Below are 16,773 nucleotides of genomic sequence, written 5' to 3'. Positions count from 1 at the left end.
TACTTCCAGATTTAATTTTTCTGCTTGTTTTGATAGCGGCTGTAATAGCCACTATTGTTACCCATAAGCTTACACACGTAGCTGGTTGCACGGGTGGTGTATTGGCTATAGCTATTTATTCTGGTACCGGTTATACAGGTGTTGGTATGCTAGCAGCTTTTTTCCTGTTAGGTACCTTGGCTACTTCGTGGAAGTTGGCAAAAAAGCAAGCAGCAGGATTAGCTGAAACAAACAAAGGGCGTCGTACCGCAAGCCAGGTTGTGGCCAATGCTGGCGTAGCAGCTTTAAGTGCAATGTTGGCCGTTGCTTTTCCATCACTCAAGGAGCTTTCTATGTTACTTGTAGCAGCTGCATTTTCATCAGCTACAGCCGATACTTTATCATCGGAACTGGGTAATATTTATGGTAGTAGATTTTACGACATTACCACCTTGCAAAAAGACCAACGAGGACTTGATGGAGTAGTGAGTGTAGAAGGAACTTTATGTGGACTGGCAGGTAGTACTGTTATAGGTGCCATTTATTTGGCAGGCGGCGGCACATTATTCGGTGCTGTTATAGTATTAGTGGCAGGTACAATAGGAAACCTCACAGATTCTGTGTTGGGTGGTACTGTAGAGCGTGCAGGATTAATAAAAAATAATGCAGTAAATTTTCTGAATACACTCGTAGCTGCTGTAGTAGCACTCGCTTTTTCCTTTCTTCTGCATTAGGTTATTTGGAAACCTGCGATCTTGTAATAAAGAAAGCTGCCGCCACGGATGCTAAAAATGCTGCACCAATAGCAGACCTTGGTGAAGGTGAAAGCCTCACACTCCAGCCACCGTGGATGCCGGTACCATAATCCACCGGCTTCATTATATTTCCACTGGTATGTTCTGTAGGTTCTGCCACTTTTAAATAACCCTCTACCAACTTGGCTGTAATGGTGCGTGTAAGTGTAGGTGCAACTGCATTGGCTATTTTTAGTAAAGTAGATACGCTGCCTATAGTTACAGACCTTCTTGGGCGATTAACCACTGAAACCACTGCACGTGCTACTTCCTGTGGATCATAAACAGGTGGAGCCGGCTTAAGTATTTTGCCGGTATAATTAGCGGCATGTTGTATGCCTGGTGTATCAAGGAACGCAGGAAAAAGGTCACAGATCCTGATGTACCTGTATTTGGTTAATTCTCCCCGCAAAGCTTCTGAAAAACCTGTAAGGCCAAATTTACTTGCAGAATAGGCTACACCATAAGGAACCGGCATCCAGCCTCCAACAGAAACATTGTTTATCAGCGTTCCATGCTTCTGCTGCTTGAAGTAAGGCAGTACAGCATGCGCACCATAGAGGTAGCCGAGCAGGTTGGTATGTATTACCTGTTCATGAATTTCGGTAGGTGTTTCAGTAAAATCACCTGCTGCCAGTACGCCGGCATTGTTTATCCATACATCGATCCTTCCACCAAACTCATTTGCTTTTGCTGCTATGTCTTTTAGCGCGTCAGCATCTCTAACATCGGCAGGCATAGCTAAAGCTAAACCACCTAACTCATTACATTGTTGAACTACTTCCTTCAGTGCATCAACCCTCCGTGCCACCAGTACCAGTTTAGCTCCATATTTGGCTAGCTCTACAGCCATTGCACGGCCGGCACCACTTGATGCACCTGTTATAACAATTGTCTTATTGGTAAAGTTGATCCTGCGTTCCTTCCTCGTTTTCATGTGTTAATACATTTTGCAGAAAGGAAGAAAAAGAACTATGCCGCAGGTACAGGTTTGCAGAAACTAAAAAGCCCCGGAAAACCAGGGCTGATAATGTAGTCGCTATGTTAAGCCTATCGCTGAGGCTGCTTCTTTGTATCGTTTGAAACCGGAACTGGGATTAAAGCTGGTTTCTTATTTCCAAACACAAGGGCCAATACATCTTGCCAATTCATACTATCAGATTTTTGGGGGTGATTAATTACCTCTTCTTCTGAGGGTAGGTGTAAATTACATGATGAATGATTACCAACCGCACTCTTTTTTTCGAGTGGAGGTAATTTAACAATCGGCAACGCGAGCTTAAAAAATCTTCAGGCTGCTTTCTTTGCCATTCCCGCTCATTTATCGAAAGAATTTTTCAGCTTTTCATTAGCCCGATTAATTGTTGATTAAACCCTGCTGTTCTGGCATTGGCTTAACGCATTATAACATTTCACACCACTAATTTTGAAAAAGATTTTATGGAACAGATACAATAAATCATCATATTATCGTTAACAGCATATAAATAAAAGTAAAACCCCCAGAACATGAAAAACTTTGAAATCGTTTGCGAGATGGGCATGTACATCATCAGGCCTAAGCAATAAAGAAAAGACTTGTTTGAAAACAGCCCTGTAGTGAAAACTACAGGGTTTTTTATTTGGCAACGGCTGGTGGAGTAAGTTTGCGCTATGACGCAACTGTTCACTACACCAGCACGCATTATTGTAACGTGTAATAAAAGATTGTCGCCCTACCTGCAGATGGAGGTAGAGGAACTGGAACTGCCCATTGTTCGTGTCTTTTCCACCGGGGTGGAGCTGCAAGGAACCATCAATGATTGCATAAAGTTGAACCTGAACCTGCGCTGCGCCAGCCAGGTATTGTATTCTTTAAAAACATTTAGCTGCACCGGCCCCGAAGATGTATATAAACATGTGTCAGCCATCGCCTGGGAAAAGATCATTCCTGCAGAAGGATATTTTTCCATTACCAGCAATGTAGATCATCACTCCATTCGCACGCCATTATTTGCCAATGTAAAAGTGAAAGATGCTATAGTGGACAGGATGCGCCAGCAGACCGGAAGTCGTCCGAACTCTGGCCCGGAACTGGATCGTACGGTAATTCATCTTTTTTGGCGTAATGAACAGGCTGAACTCTTCCTTGATACATCGGGAGAAACGCTTGCCAAGCATGGCTACCGCAAAATACCAGGTAAGGCTCCTATGCTGGAGGCATTGGCAGCAGCTACATTACTTGCAACCAAGTGGGATAGAAAGTCTGCCTTTGTAAATCCTATGTGCGGATCATCTACGGTAGGTATAGAAGCAGCGTTGCTTGCTACCGACCGCAGGCCCGGCTTGTTTAGAAACAATTATTCATTCATGCACCTGGTTGGATTTGATGCAGGCGTTTATACTACAGAAAGGCGGAAACTTTTCGAACGTATAAAAGAGGTTCCGGGGCTGAAGATCATAGCTTCAGATATAAGTGCTGATGCTATTAATGTTTCTACCATCAATGCGGCCGCTGCCGGTGTAGAACAATACATGGAATTTTTTACAGGCGATTTTGAAGGCACACCCGTCCCTGGAGAAAGTGGTGTTGTGTACTTCAATCCTGAATATGGTGAGCGACTGGGTGTAGAAGCAGAATTGCAGGCAACTTATGCACGTATAGGCGATTTCATGAAGAAGAAATGCAAAGGCTATACAGGCTATATTTTTACCGGCAACCTTGAGCTTGCAAAAAAGATCGGCCTGAAGGCAAGCAGGCGGTTAGAGTTTTATACAAGTAAGATCGATTGCAGGTTGTTGGAATATGAACTATACGCCGGCACTAAAAAAAATGTTTCCACAGAACAACAGACTTAACCAGCTGATTTTGCGTCTATAGTAGCAGTTTAACCTCTATACCTTGAAAAATCCCCTGACCTGGTTGTTTAATTCGGTCGTACAACAAATATCTTAGTTGGATGAACCGGATGCAGACCCTTATAAAAGCAGCTGTGCTTACAGGCTTCATAAGCCTTGTAGGGGTGTCGTATATTGTTTTCTCCGTGGTTTCTTCGCCTGCCCCTGTTACAGTACCCGTACATGCGCGACAACCTCAAGCCGAAGAAAAGGTGCAGGTAAAAGAGCAAGCTCCATCCGTTGATGCCAATTTGCCTTCAACCACACCTCTTCCTTCAAAGATCACCATGCGGAGAACAGCCTATGCACTTCCTGGTTATTCAGTAGTGAAGCAAGTGACAATGGCTTTTCCAACCATAAAACGGCAGGTGCAAAGAAAACTGGAAGAGCAAAGACAAAGAGAACTGGAAGAGCAGCGGCAACTGGAAGAGCAGGAAAAAGCTTTTTTCAATATGGAGGTAGAGCCACCGGTAGCTACTCCGCAGCCTTCTGCACGTCAGCAGGCGCCACAGGAAGAAAAGGTGCCGGAGGCTCAGGTTGTAAAGAAAGAAGAACCTGTACGACAGCCTGCTAAAGCATTATCTGCAGAAGCGGAAAAAGCTATACTGGCAGAAGCCGCACGAACATCGGCAGAACGTAATAGAAAGCAGGAAGTGCTGGAAACAGGGAAGCTGCCTGTAAGGGATATGAAAAAACGCTTTGATGGAACACTGACAGAGCAACAACTGGCAAATGTTCTCAACGATATTTTTGGTGAAAAAGGAGAGCAGGATAGTGATGCCACTTGCGTACAGATAAGGTCGTTGCCTGAAACAGAAGTTACAGCCCGGCAGCTTACAAGTTATTTACTCAAAAATGGCTTTACTATGGCAGGCAGGGGAGAAGCAACTAATAAAGACAGGGGAATTAAAGTAGATGCTTCAGGAAAATGTATTGTGGTAACAATAGGTAAGATAAGTTAGAGGATAATGCTGGAATTTGGATAGCGCATTGAGTTTCTACATAGCGTTCCTTTGGAACAGGTGCACCACGAAAAATGCAAGCACGCAAAGCACCAGGATGATGATAACGGTTATCATAGACAAAGGCATTTGCTTTATCTCCCTTTTTTCTTTTCTCTGTTTTTTATTAGAAAGTTGTTGCTGCAGGTTCTTATTCAGTTGTTGAACCAGGTCATCCAGCTTCTCTTTTTTCTTGAAATGTTGTAAGCCTTCTACTGCATCATTATCAAAAGAAGAGTCAGTCATCTTTCTTTCAACAGCATGTTTCTCTTCATCCGTTGCCTCACCGGAAAGATATTTCAGCAACTCCTCGTCGCGCAGGTTCTCTTCTTCATCAAATATGTCTTTCAAGTCAGCCATTAATTTTGTTTCAATTTCTTCTGGATGATAAGTTTGAGATTTCGTTTACCATTTTGAATATAGCTTTTTACCTGTAGTAAGGTATAGCCAGTAGTATCAGCTATTTCCTGGTAAGATTTCTTTTGCAGGTAAAATAAAGTTACACATTGTTTCTGCTCTTCATTCAGTTCGTGCAGGCTATCATGCAGTGTATTTAGCGTTCTGTCCTTTTCATGTAGTTGAAGTTTCAGGTCAGTCTCATCATCTTGCCTGGCTATATTTTCCGTTACCTCTACTGCATATTTACCATGGCTTTCTCTTAGCTTCATCAGGCAGTGGTTCTTGGCCACCATGTACAGCCAGCTCTTAAAGTAATCTACTTTATACTTCTGTAGTTCAGTAATAGCTTTAAGAAAAATTTGTTGTACGCAATCTTTGGCCTCTTCTTCATTCTTCAAATACTTCATGCACAAACCCAATAGCAGGAGTGTATAACGCTGGAGCAAAATACCTAACCACTGGTTGTTTCCATCGTGGTAGAATTTATCAAGCAGTTCTTTATCTTCGATATGTGCAAAAGGATCTTTAGCCACGCTTCAAAGTAATGTACTTTTTTACCAAGATGCAGTAAAGATCAAAATCCATAATCATAACAATGAATAAAGCAATTTGTGTAGTGCCTGTAAGCCCCATGCGAGCAGCGCCTTCGCACAAAACAGAACAAGTAAGCCAACTGGTTTTTGGAGATGTGGTAGAAATATTGGAGCGGGAAACAGACTTCTTCTTTATCAATAACATCTACGACGGATATAAAGGATGGTGTCCAAAAGTTCACCTGCAACATATAGAAGATGAAGCGGCTTTCTTCCCGGCCATTCTTACCAATAAATGGGTAACCACAGTGTATGTGAATAATGCACCCATGCAATTGCCCTTAGGTAGTAATATAGGTTTTATAAAAAATGGAGCAGCGTACATTGGTCCCTTACATTTTTCTACCATTGAGGAAGGACTGGCAGTTCCGAGCAAGCCTGATCTGCAATTGCTACAACAATATGCAATGCTTTACATGAATACATCTTACCAATGGGGTGGCAGAACCGTATTTGGTGTAGACTGCAGCGGGTATACACAAATGCTTTATAAGCTGATAGGTGTGCCTCTTTTGCGCGATGCATCGCAGCAGGCTACACAAGGAGAAGTTGTTGATTTTATCCAGGAAGTAAGAACAGGCGATCTTGCTTTCTTTGATAATGAAGAAGGACATATAATGCATGTAGGAGTGATGCTTTCAAGTAATAGCATCATTCATGCATCTGGAAAAGTACGCATAGATACAATGGACCAGGCAGGAATTTTAAACAGGGAAACAGGCGAGCGAAGTCACAAGTTGCGCATTATAAAACGCATCTTATAGATAGATTAAATTGGACCTGTAGTTTCTTCTTTTGATGTGATTGAAGCATTCGGACTTCCATCAATATTTGGTGATTTCCTCCTGTCGAAGAAAAGCATCTTGATAGCTATGAGCATGATGACAATTGCGAAAAAACGTTTTACTTTTTCTTCGCTCATACCAAGTGATATTTTACTTCCAAAGTAGCTCCCGAGTATAAAACCAAGGGCTACAAATATGACTACTTTAAAATCAACATAACCTTGCTTGTAGTAGTTCAACACACCTAAAACACCTACGGGAAACATGAGCAGGCCTAAGGTAGTTCCCTGTGCAGACTTCTGCGAGAAAGCCAGCAGGAACACCAATGCCGGAACAATAATAATTCCACCACCAATGCCTACCATGCCACTTAACATTCCAGCGGCTATACCTATAAGTACGAGCATAAGAATAGTTTGTAGTGACATGGCAGCAGGTTTATATTTTAGAGAGAATTACTTTTTACCTTCTACAAATGTAGTCTTGTACAGGTCTATACCATTTTGTACAATACGTAGTGCAGTTGATTTATCTTGGAACTCTTCTACCACAACTTCTTTCTTCTCCAAACGCTTGTACTCCTGGAAGAAGTGACGCAGCTCCTCGAAGAAGTGCTTAGGCAATTCTTCAATATTATTGATGTAGTTGATAGCCGGATCGTGCGCTGCTACTGCTATGATCTTATCATCCGCATCGCCGCCGTCAACCATCTGCATTACACCAATTACTTTGGCAGTAACCAAACACAATGGCTGAATGCTAAGGCTTGAAAGTACCAGGATGTCTAATGGATCTTTGTCCTCACCATAGGTTTGTGGAATAAAACCGTAGTTGCTAGGGTAGTAGAAAGAAGAATGGATCACACGGTCCAATTGCAATAGACCAGTCTCTTTATTGATCTCGTACTTAGCTCTTGAACCTTGAGGGATCTCGATGATGGCATTCACCAATCTTGGCGCCTGGTCTCCGCAAGGAACTCCGTGCCATGGATGTAAAACATTATTCATTGTATTGTTATATAATTATCAATTAATCAAGTTCTGCTGATGTAAAATCCGGTACAGGCTGCAGCAATGCTTAAGACGATGCTTCCTGTTATATATGTTGCCGCCACTACATATTTCTGTTGTTGCAGCATCTGCATGCTCTCTATAGAAAAGGCGGCAAATGTAGTAAAGCCACCGCATATTCCTGTGGCTAAAAACAATCGTAATGTGTTAGATGAAAACTGATGTACGGCCATGCCCAGCACAATGCCAATAATAAAACTGCCAATGATATTAATACAGAAAGTAGCAAAAGGGAAGGATTGATTTCCTACTAGTATGGTGATGGTGAAACGAAGTATACTACCAATCATACCTCCAACGCCTACCATCAGTATGTTCTTAATGGTTAGCATTATAAGTTTCCTGAGAAGGTGTATTTAAAATCTACCACCCAATCGTTATTGAACTTTACTACTTTAATTTTCTGCGGCACGTTTTTATACGAATTGCTGTAGTGGATGATGGTGACACTATCGGCCACCACGTCTGATATTTCTAAAATATTGATAGAAGCCGTACTGAATGCTGTTTTTTCCTGCTCGTTTATCTTGCTGAACTCCTGGCTCCATTTGGCAAGCCAATAATTATTTTCTTCATCATTCAGCATGTACTGCTTTGCCTGGTTAAATTTCCCTTTCAGCGAGTACTCAATAAACTGTCTGCCGGCATCCAAAGCATTTTCAGGACGGGAATATTCATCTTTATTTTTACATGCAAAAAAAACAACAACTAAAACTATTGCGAAGAAATATCTCATACTTAGTACAACTTGGCGCTAAAGGTAAGTAAGAAATTGATGGTGGCGCTGTTGCTAAAAAGAAAGGCTGCATGTATGATGCAGCCTTTGCTTTAGTGGGTGAGTAAGTATTAACGTTGATGATGTGGCATCTCGTTCTGTTCTTTTTCTTTCTCGCGATCATAAGCTTTGATGATTGCTTTTACAAGCCTGTGACGTACTACGTCTTCTTCATCCAACTGTATATGTGCGATGCCATCAATATTCTTTAAAATGCGTGTTGCTTTGTCCAGGCCACTGCGTTGATTCTTTGGAAGATCGACCTGTGTAGGGTCACCTGTTATAATAGCTTTTGCATTGGCACCTATACGGGTCAAAAACATCTTCAATTGAAGATCGTTCGTGTTTTGTGCCTCATCTAAAATGATGAAAGCATTATCCAAAGTACGACCGCGCATATAAGCCAACGGAGCTATCTCAATGGTACGTGTGCTCATGTAATAACCCAACTTATCAGCAGGTATCATATCATCCAGCGCATCGTATAATGGACGCAGGTATGGATCAATCTTTTCTTTCAGATCGCCTGGCAGGAAACCTAAATTTTCACCGGCTTCTACCGCTGGACGCGTAAGAATGATCTTCTTTACAACTTTGTTCTTGAGAGCCCTTACAGCTAAAGCAACAGCAGTATAAGTTTTACCGGTACCTGCAGGTCCTATCGCAAATACAATATCATTTCTGTCTGCAGCCTTCACCATATTTTTTTGGTTGGCTGTGCGTGCTCTTACTGTTTTGCCATTGGGTCCAAAAACTAAAATGTCATTAGGATTGCGGTCTACAAAGTTGTCAATCACTTCTGCATCATCGCCTCCAAGTATCTGTTCAAAATAGTTTTCACTAAGATGTCCATTACGCTCAAGGTATTGAACGATCAGGTCGATCTTTTCTTTTGCAACATCTATCTGTTCGGGAGCACCGCTTAGCTTTAGTTGTGTGCCGCGGCTTAAGATCTTCAATAGCGGGAACTTCTTTTTTAGTAAGTCTAGTTTCCCATTGTTAACACCAAAGAATTCTATGGGGTTAACTGATTCGAGGTTGATTATTGTTTCTGTCAAATGTGTATGTTTTAAGTTGGTTAGCTGGAAGACCTGGTTACGTAATAGCTAATCTGAGGTAGGTAATTGTTACTCTCCAAATCTAACTCTTCACCTTACAAATATCCAAATTCCGTTATGCACAAACTGTGAATTAGTTGTCAAATAACAAATGCAACTTTTATGCCCTTGAGATGATGGCAGAGATCATTAATTGGTGATTAGTGATTGGAAATAATAAAACCAGGAACTAGTAATTTAGAAACCCTAACTTTTTTTTCTACCACTTCGCTACCAGCTTCAGGTTTAGCAGGCGTGGTGTCAATCGGTTAGGCATGGTGAAGGTATTATTCGCAAAGTCTTTAATGAGCAAATAGCTGATGGTATTAGGCCTGTCGATCAGGTTGAAAACTTCCAGGCTTACCCAAATATTATCGAAGCTGCGAAAAGGGCTATGGCTTCTTCTACGCGATCTTTCTGTGTCGAGCAGTAGAGCACTGAAACCAAGATCAACACGTATGTACGGGTCTATAACCAGAGCATTTCTGTAGCGGACGCTGCCAGGAATATTATAAGGAAGGTTGCTTCCATAGAGCGTGTTCAGGTATACTTTAAAGTTCTTATTGGTGCTTAGGTAATCCTGGAAGAACATACCAAAAGTTACCATCCTGTCTGTTGGCCTTCTTAAGTAACCAACATTTACCAGCGTACTATCAACAGGTGCATTTTGTTCATTCAATTGGTACTTGTAGTACTGGTCGTTTTGTAGGTCTTCTCTTGTACGCATCAAGCCTAAGCTTATCCAGCTCTCTGCATCTTTTACCAGTTCTCCGAACAATCTTACTTCCGCACCGGCAGCATAAGCTTTGGCCATGTTTTCACCAAAGTAGCGTAACCGTACATTATCTATATCATACGGAACTACATCCGTCATGTGCTTGTAATATAACTCTGTAGTAAGCCGGGCAGGTCGTTGCAGCATTTTAAAACTATAATCAAAACCACCCGTTACCTGCCAGCTCTTCTGTGCGCGAAGCTTATGATTGATGGTACCATCATACCTTCTTAACTCCCGGTAAAACGGGGGTTGATGATAAGCTCCTGCAGCAGCACGGAATACAATGTCTTTCTCCCAACGTTTTGGTTTGAAAGAAAAACCTACCCGCGGCGAAATCAATAATTCATTGTTCAGGTTATTGTAGTTGTAGCGCACACCAACCTGCATCGTTACATCAGCCGAATCGCGGAATTGAATATTGTCCTGCACATAACCGTTCAGTCGTATCACCTCCAGGTCGGCATTAGTTTTAAGCACCTTGCTTAGTTGAAGTATGTTGGGCGAGTATGGCAGTGAATAACCCGCAGAGTCATTGTATTCCCATTCGTGCAGTTTATCCATGATAGTCTGCCTTTCTATGCCGGCGCCAAACTGGATAAAGTGTTTGCCCTTGTCATAGTTGCCTTTCAGCGAAGCATTGGTAACTTTTATGTTCAGCTGGTTGCGCGCATATGTTTGAAATATACCGGCACCCAATGGATTAACGATAAGTCCAAAGGTTGGTTTGCTTTTGTCGAAATCTCTTTCGCCAAAAAGGTAAGCACCGGTTATGTCAATGTTTTCTGATTCATTGTTCTCAAACTGGCTCAACATCCATTTCAACCTAAAGTTCTTTGTGGGTTGATAAGTTGCAGAAAAGCCGATCATGTTTGTATTGTACCTGTCTTTTTCCTGCCCGTCGAAATAGATGTCAACAGAAAGGTTAGCAGAAAAGAGAGGAGAGAAAACAGCTGACGAAAGTTTGCTTTCTTCAGGGTATAATGTAAAACGGCTGGAAGAAAAATTACCCAAAGCTTCCAATTGCCATTTACTGCTAAGCTGATAGGTTAGTAGTGCTTGTATGTCAGACGAGGAAGGAATATAATTTCCTTTTGTTTCCTGGCTGGAAAGCAGGTTACGATTGCTTCGATTGCGCATACCTACTACATAACTAAACCTATTGTTGTTAGAAACGCCTTCCAGGTGCAGGCCTTGCTCCAACAAACCAACATACGCAGTGCCGCCAAACTTTTTTGGCCTGCGATATGTAATGTCCAAAACGCTACTCATTTTGTCGCCATACCTCGCCTGGAAACCGCCATTGTAGAACTTGACACCAGCGGTCATGTCTGGGTTAATGAAGCTTAATCCTTCTTGCTGCCCGCTGCGCACCAGGTAAGGCCTGAAAACTTCAAAATCGTTCACATAGATGAGGTTCTCATCGTAACTGCCACCACGTACGTTGTACTGGCTGGTAAGCTCGTTGTTGCTTCCAACAAATATTTTTATGAGGCTTTCTATATTACCTAAAGGAGAAGGATTAACACGAGCTGCACCCGGGTCAATGCTTATTCTGCCGGCTTCGGTTCTGCTACGGTTGTCTGTTACTGTGACACCTTGCAATACATTCTGCGAGGCCTGCATTTGAATGGTTACTGTCTCGTTTTCACCTACTGATAAATTGAAGTTTCTCTGTACTTCTGTATAACCAGTAAAAGAAAATATGAGAGCAAATGGCCTGCCGACAGGCGCCTGTATGGTAAACCTTCCTGCGGAGTCGGTTACTACGCCACGGTCTCTTCCAAGAATAGTAATGCTAACAGGATGTAGCGGTTTATCATTTTCATCCAGCACAATACCAGAAAGAGTTGCCCCATTCTTTTGGGCAAAAACAGATATAGAGAACAAGATGAAAACGGCCAACAGCTTGAATCTTCTCATATTAAAAGCTAAACGGTGCCAAGATACAATATGATTTTATGCAAGAGCGAAATGATTGAGTAACACTAAGATAATGGTACAGTTTTTTAAGAAGCTGGATTATATTTTTACCTTCGCTTTTTAAACAACTACTTTATGAAAAGAATTTTTACGCTTCTCTCTTCTTGTAAAACATTAATGATGAGTGCTGCTCTCCTGGCTTCGGCTAGTGTGTTTAGTCAGCCAATTGCAAGATGGACTTTTGAAGGAGTAACCTTTAGTTCTACTGCAAGTCAAACCCCAACCTTAACAGCAGGAACAACTACAGCTGATGAAGGAACACAACCTGGAGGTTCTGCTTTCACAGCTTTCCATTCCAGTGCTTCAACTGTTTATTCCACTCCTGCCGGTAATGGCTCGGCAAAATCTATAAGTTCTAATAACTGGGCAGTCGGCGATTACTACCAGTTCCAGGTAAATACCACAGGCTTTAATGGTATTGCAATAACTTTTGATCAGACAGGAAGCAATACAGGTCCGAGAGAATTTAAAGTACAATACAGTGTTGATGGAACCACTTATCTAGACCTAGCAGATTACCAGGTGCCAACTAGTTCAGGTTCATCAATTAGCTGGAATGCTACTACGCCTAATTCAAATTCCGGATTATACTTCGACTTAAGTGCATATCCTTCAGTGAACAATACATCTGCAGTATATTTTAGATTAGTAAATAGATCTACTGTTTCAATCAATGGTGGTACCGTAGCTAGTGGTGGCACTAACCGTGTAGACAATTTCGCAGTATGGCAAGCATCTGTTTTGCCAGTTTCCTTAAAAGCTTTCAACGCTGCATTATTTAACGGTTCAGCATCACTAAGCTGGTCAAGTGCAACAGAAAATAATTTGCGTGGCTATGCTGTAGAAAAGAGTTTTGACGGCGCTTCGTTTAGCGAAATATCTTTTGTTAGTGCAGAAAATCGTGCGGCCAATTATTCTTTTGTTGACAACAGCATTAAACCAGGAACTAATTATTACCGCTTAAGAATTGTAGATAAAGACGGTTCTACAAGCTACAGCAATGTTGTAGTATTGAGCAACAGGTCTATCAAAGCTGAAGTATTCCCTAATCCTGCAGTTAGCAACATCACTGTGTCTCACGACAAAGCTGAAGCAGGTGCACGCATCCGCATCGTAAGCATGGATGGAAGGCAGATCAAGATCGCACAGGTTCAGCCAGGTGCAATCCAAACAGGTATCTCTGTTAGCGAACTGGTGAAAGGCAATTACCTTTTGATCTATGAAAGCAATAATGATAAAGTAACATCTAAGTTCACTAAGCAGTAATTACATATTCTCTTTTTGAGCATGAATATTTTGAAATATCCCCTCCACGCCGGAGGGGATATTTATTTTACATCCTTCACCTACGGATCAGCCTGCTCTTTCTTATGCTTTTTTTATATATGTCATTTCTTACAACAGGCGTATTTTCTCAATTTCAAATTTTCCTTTTTTTAAGGTAGGTTTGCCCCTCTTTAAAATGGATACCCTGGTGAGGAGTAAATCCTTGACCACAAAACCAAAAATAAATACCAGATGAATTTCAACAGGATCAACAACATTGTTGGATGGGTTGTTTGTATCATTGCTTCGGCCACCTATATTCTCACTACCGAAAAGACCTCTAGCTTATGGGACACCGGTGAATTTATCAGTAGCTGTTACAAGCTGCAGATACCTCACCCGCCAGGAGCTCCTTTGTTTGTATTAATAGGTCGTTTCTTTATTATACTTTTTGGTGATAACCCGATGACTGCTGCTAAGGCAGTGAATATAATGAGTGCCCTTGCCAGTGGCTTTACCATTCTATTCCTGTTTTGGACGATAACACACTTTGCACGTAAGGTTGTTCAAAAAGCCGGTGAGGCATTAACAGGAAACCAGTTGGCTGCAATCATGGGTGCTGGTGCTGTGGGTGCTTTAGCATACACCTTCTCTGATTCATTCTGGTACTCTGCTGTGGAAGGTGAGGTTTATGCACTTTCATCTTTTTTCACTGCTATCGTTTTCTGGGCTATCCTTAAGTGGGAACACGCAGTAGACCATGTAGAGCAAACCGGTATCAATCCCGACCGTTGGATCGTATTCATCTTCTTCATGATGGGCCTTTCAATAGGCGTGCACTTACTAAACTTGCTTACCATACCGGCTATTGTTATGGTATACTATTACAAGCGTTACAAATCAACCCCAATGGGTACTTTCTGGGCTTTTGTGATTGGTTGTATCATCACTGGTGTTGCACAAAAAGTAGTTATTCAATATTCAATCAATACTGCAGGTTGGTTCGACAGGTTGTTTGTAAACAGCTTTGGCCTTCCTTTCTTCAGCGGGTTTATCGTTTTCTTCTTGTTGGTAGCAGCTGCAATCTGGTGGGCGCTTCGTTATGCAAAGCAAAACAACTACAGTTTCCTGCGCCTTGGTATGTGGTGTATCACATTTATACTTATCGGTTATAGCACATACATCACTACTATGATACGTAGTAATGCAGACCCTGCGGTGGATATGTATAATGTAGATAATCCAATGAGTTTGGTGGGGTACTTAGGCCGTGAGCAATATGGTGATTTCCCACTGCTGTACGGTCAGAAGTTTACTGCACAACCGATAGATTACAAAGAGACAGGTACAAAATGGATCAAGGCTGATGGTCGTTATGTGGAAAATGGTAAAGAAGGTAAATATGTTTATGAGCAGGATAAGATGATGCTTTTCCCTCGTGTATGGGATGGCAGCAACGACCAGGGTCATGCTGATTATTATGCATCTTATTTAGGCATTGGTAAAATGCAAGACGGCACTTATGAAAGAGATCCAAACTTTGGCGATAACATCAAGTTCTTCATGGGCTACCAGATGTACTGGATGTATTTCCGCTACTTTATGTGGAACTTCTCTGGTAGGCAAAACGATGTACAGGGCGTATTTACCGGTAACATCCGCGATGGTAACTGGATAACAGGTATTCCATTTATAGACAACGCCATGTATGGCGACCAGGACCTGATGCCGGATAGTGGCAAGAACAACAAAGCTAACAACAAGCTGTTCCTGCTTCCTTTTATCCTTGGAGTTATTGGTATCATTTATCATTCAAAAGCTCATAGTAAAGATTCCTTCATAGTTTTCCTGATGTTCTTCTTTACTGGTATAGCCATTGTGCTTTACCTGAACCAGGCGGGTAACCAGCCAAGGGAACGTGATTATGCATATGTTGGTTCCTTCTATGCATTTGCTATTTGGATTGGTTTAGGCGTATTACAGGTAAGAGAATGGTTAAGCAAAGCTGTAAGCAGGGGAGTGGCAACCAATCTGGCTACCGCTTTATGTCTTCTGGCAGTTCCTGTACTAATGGCAGCACAAGAGTGGGATGACCATGATCGTAGCCGTAAAGTACTGGCTAGAGATCTTGCTCGTAATTACCTTGAAAGCTGTGCTCCTAATGCTATTCTCTTCACATTTGGCGATAACGATACTTACCCGCTGTGGTATGCGCAAGAGGTAGAAGGTATACGTCCTGATATCCGTGTTATCAACTATAGCCTGTTAGGTATTGATTGGTACATTAACCAGATGCGTTACAAGATCAACCAGAGCAATCCTATAGATGTTATTTGGAGTAAAGAACAAATACAAGGACGCAAACGCGACTATATCAGGTATCGTCCTGTACCGGGCGTTTCACCTAATCAATACTTCGACCTGTACGACATGATGAAGAATTTTGTTGGCAGCGAAGATCCAGGTAAAATGCTGGCAACCGGTGGCAATGAAATGATCAATACTTTCCCTGTGAAGAAAGTATCAGTAGATGTAGACGCAAACCTGGTTCGCCAAAACGGAACAGTTACTCTTACAGATAATGTAGTGGACGAAGTTCGTTTCGATATTCCAAAGGACCTGTTGATGAAGAATGACCTGGCTGTACTGAATGTAATAGCTGCAAACAGGTGGCAACGCCCTATCTATTTTACAGCACCATTTGATGAGCTTGGCTTTGGACAATACCTGCGTAAAGATGGTTTGACCTACAGGCTTGTTCCGGTACAGGGTCAGCAGGTAAATACAGAATGGATGCTTGACAAACTGATGAACAAGTTCTCTTCTGGAAATGCAGATAAACCAAATGTTTATTTTGATGAAGAGAACCGCCGCCACCTGAATACAATCCGTTCTGCTTATGCTGAACTGGCACTTGACCTGGTATCTAAAGGCCGAAATGAAGAGGCGCGTACCATTTTGCAAAAAGGTGATAAGATGTTCCTTGAAAGTAATTTCCCTTATGGCCACATTAGCCGTGGAAACCTGCACAACAGGAATAGCATTATGTACCTGGAAGCCTGCTACCGTGCTGGTGCAACAGACCTTGCTGCTAAAGTGCTGAAAGGTGTTCGTACCGATCTTCAGCAACAAATGAAATTCTATAATTCACTTAGTGAATCAAAGGCTGAGTGGATGGCTTATGATAGAAAAACAACTGAAGATTATCTACAGGCACTTGATCGTCTTGAGCAAATATTTGGTGCTAAAGGAGCTGCTACTCCTGAAGGTGGCAATAATGTAGTTACGCCGGGCGGTGCACAACCTTTACCGGATACCAACAGGTAATTCAAACTAATATTCATATAAGCAAAGGCTGCCTTAATGGTAGCCTTTGTTT

15 protein-coding genes are annotated in these 16,773 nt (G+C 42.0%); 6 read left to right on the top strand and 9 right to left on the bottom strand.

Annotated features, from left to right (window positions below):
• Nucleotides 1-29 precede the first annotated feature (29 nt).
• Nucleotides 30-713 (top strand): DUF92 domain-containing protein, encoded by a 684-nt coding sequence (locus tag J4N22_RS11270; RefSeq protein ID WP_242692132.1) that lies wholly within the window; start codon nucleotides 30-32, stop codon nucleotides 711-713.
• A gap of 1 nt (nucleotide 714) precedes the next feature.
• Here J4N22_RS11270 and J4N22_RS11265 read toward each other — a convergent pair whose 3' ends face one another.
• Nucleotides 715-1,710 (bottom strand): SDR family oxidoreductase, encoded by a 996-nt coding sequence (locus J4N22_RS11265; RefSeq protein WP_207494337.1) that lies wholly within the window; start codon nucleotides 1,708-1,710, stop codon nucleotides 715-717.
• Nucleotides 1,711-2,426: 716 nt separating this feature from the next.
• Here J4N22_RS11265 and J4N22_RS11260 point away from each other — a divergent pair.
• Complete coding sequence (locus J4N22_RS11260; RefSeq protein ID WP_207494335.1) at nucleotides 2,427-3,611, top strand: THUMP domain-containing class I SAM-dependent RNA methyltransferase; 1,185 nt, start codon at nucleotides 2,427-2,429, stop codon at nucleotides 3,609-3,611.
• Nucleotides 3,612-3,712: 101 nt separating this feature from the next.
• Nucleotides 3,713-4,612 (top strand): hypothetical protein, encoded by a 900-nt coding sequence (locus J4N22_RS11255; protein ID WP_207494333.1) that lies wholly within the window; start codon nucleotides 3,713-3,715, stop codon nucleotides 4,610-4,612.
• A 36-nt stretch (nucleotides 4,613-4,648) separates the two neighbouring features.
• Here J4N22_RS11255 and J4N22_RS11250 read toward each other — a convergent pair whose 3' ends face one another.
• Nucleotides 4,649-5,011 carry a hypothetical protein gene (locus tag J4N22_RS11250; protein WP_207494331.1) on the bottom strand — a complete coding sequence of 121 codons (363 nt, stop codon included), beginning with the start codon at nucleotides 5,009-5,011 and terminating at the stop codon, nucleotides 4,649-4,651.
• Nucleotides 5,011-5,583, bottom strand: coding sequence for a sigma-70 family RNA polymerase sigma factor (locus J4N22_RS11245; RefSeq protein WP_207494329.1), 573 nt, complete (start codon nucleotides 5,581-5,583; stop codon nucleotides 5,011-5,013). The genes J4N22_RS11250 and J4N22_RS11245 overlap by 1 nt, the downstream gene beginning before the upstream one ends.
• A 62-nt stretch (nucleotides 5,584-5,645) precedes the next feature.
• On the opposite strand from J4N22_RS11245, the gene J4N22_RS11240 reads away from it, so the two are divergent.
• A complete protein-coding gene (locus tag J4N22_RS11240) occupies nucleotides 5,646-6,407 on the top strand; it encodes a C40 family peptidase (RefSeq protein ID WP_207494327.1) in 762 nt (253 codons plus the stop codon).
• Between the two features lie 5 nt (nucleotides 6,408-6,412).
• On the opposite strand, the gene J4N22_RS11235 is transcribed toward J4N22_RS11240, so the two are convergent.
• The 6 genes from J4N22_RS11235 to J4N22_RS11210 all read right to left on the bottom strand — a co-directional run bounded on the left by J4N22_RS11235 (nucleotide 6,413) and on the right by J4N22_RS11210 (nucleotide 12,068).
• Nucleotides 6,413-6,856: a sulfite exporter TauE/SafE family protein gene (locus tag J4N22_RS11235; RefSeq protein ID WP_255551673.1), complete on the bottom strand. Its 444-nt coding sequence runs from the start codon at nucleotides 6,854-6,856 to the stop codon at nucleotides 6,413-6,415.
• A gap of 27 nt (nucleotides 6,857-6,883) precedes the next feature.
• Nucleotides 6,884-7,435, bottom strand: a complete 552-nt coding sequence (locus J4N22_RS11230) for an inorganic diphosphatase (protein ID WP_207494323.1) — start codon at nucleotides 7,433-7,435, stop codon at nucleotides 6,884-6,886.
• A 26-nt stretch (nucleotides 7,436-7,461) separates the two neighbouring features.
• A complete protein-coding gene (gene crcB, locus J4N22_RS11225; RefSeq protein ID WP_207494321.1) occupies nucleotides 7,462-7,830 on the bottom strand; it encodes a fluoride efflux transporter CrcB in 369 nt (122 codons plus the stop codon).
• Nucleotides 7,830-8,234, bottom strand: coding sequence for a hypothetical protein (locus J4N22_RS11220; protein WP_207494319.1), 405 nt, complete (start codon nucleotides 8,232-8,234; stop codon nucleotides 7,830-7,832). The genes crcB and J4N22_RS11220 overlap by 1 nt, the downstream gene beginning before the upstream one ends.
• Nucleotides 8,235-8,344: 110 nt before the next feature.
• A complete protein-coding gene (locus J4N22_RS11215; RefSeq protein ID WP_207494317.1) occupies nucleotides 8,345-9,331 on the bottom strand; it encodes a PhoH family protein in 987 nt (328 codons plus the stop codon).
• Between the two features lie 259 nt (nucleotides 9,332-9,590).
• The gene (locus tag J4N22_RS11210; RefSeq protein WP_207494315.1) at nucleotides 9,591-12,068 is read right to left on the bottom strand and encodes a TonB-dependent receptor; all 2,478 of its coding nucleotides are present in this window, start codon (nucleotides 12,066-12,068) and stop codon (nucleotides 9,591-9,593) included.
• A gap of 135 nt (nucleotides 12,069-12,203) precedes the next feature.
• Between J4N22_RS11210 and J4N22_RS11205 the strand changes: the two genes are divergently transcribed.
• Nucleotides 12,204-13,394, top strand: coding sequence for a T9SS type A sorting domain-containing protein (locus tag J4N22_RS11205; protein WP_207494313.1), 1,191 nt, complete (start codon nucleotides 12,204-12,206; stop codon nucleotides 13,392-13,394).
• A gap of 252 nt (nucleotides 13,395-13,646) precedes the next feature.
• On the top strand, nucleotides 13,647-16,721 hold the full coding sequence (locus J4N22_RS11200; RefSeq protein WP_207494311.1) for a glycosyltransferase family 117 protein: 3,075 nt from the start codon (nucleotides 13,647-13,649) through the stop codon (nucleotides 16,719-16,721).
• Nucleotides 16,722-16,773: the final 52 nt, after the last annotated feature.

The organism is Aridibaculum aurantiacum (assembly GCF_017355875.1).
In the GTDB taxonomy this organism is placed as follows: domain Bacteria; phylum Bacteroidota; class Bacteroidia; order Chitinophagales; family Chitinophagaceae; genus Segetibacter; species Segetibacter aurantiacus.
This window is presented reverse-complemented; position numbering and strand designations above follow the sequence as displayed.

Bases quoted from the DNA above. Each gene is read 5' to 3' on its own strand.
- J4N22_RS11265 (WP_207494337.1), bottom strand. From the start codon at position 1,710: ATGAAAACGAGGAAGGAACGCAGGATCAACTTTACCAATAAGACAATT.
- J4N22_RS11260 (WP_207494335.1), top strand. From the start codon at position 2,427: ATGACGCAACTGTTCACTACACCAGCACGCATTATTGTAACGTGTAAT.
- J4N22_RS11255 (WP_207494333.1), top strand. From the start codon at position 3,713: ATGAACCGGATGCAGACCCTTATAAAAGCAGCTGTGCTTACAGGCTTC.
- J4N22_RS11250 (WP_207494331.1), bottom strand. From the start codon at position 5,011: ATGGCTGACTTGAAAGACATATTTGATGAAGAAGAGAACCTGCGCGAC.
- J4N22_RS11240 (WP_207494327.1), top strand. From the start codon at position 5,646: ATGAATAAAGCAATTTGTGTAGTGCCTGTAAGCCCCATGCGAGCAGCG.
- J4N22_RS11235 (WP_255551673.1), bottom strand. From the start codon at position 6,856: ATGTCACTACAAACTATTCTTATGCTCGTACTTATAGGTATAGCCGCT.
- J4N22_RS11230 (WP_207494323.1), bottom strand. From the start codon at position 7,435: ATGAATAATGTTTTACATCCATGGCACGGAGTTCCTTGCGGAGACCAG.
- crcB (WP_207494321.1), bottom strand. From the start codon at position 7,830: ATGCTAACCATTAAGAACATACTGATGGTAGGCGTTGGAGGTATGATT.
- J4N22_RS11220 (WP_207494319.1), bottom strand. From the start codon at position 8,234: ATGAGATATTTCTTCGCAATAGTTTTAGTTGTTGTTTTTTTTGCATGT.
- J4N22_RS11210 (WP_207494315.1), bottom strand. From the start codon at position 12,068: ATGAGAAGATTCAAGCTGTTGGCCGTTTTCATCTTGTTCTCTATATCT.
- J4N22_RS11205 (WP_207494313.1), top strand. From the start codon at position 12,204: ATGAAAAGAATTTTTACGCTTCTCTCTTCTTGTAAAACATTAATGATG.
- J4N22_RS11200 (WP_207494311.1), top strand. From the start codon at position 13,647: ATGAATTTCAACAGGATCAACAACATTGTTGGATGGGTTGTTTGTATC.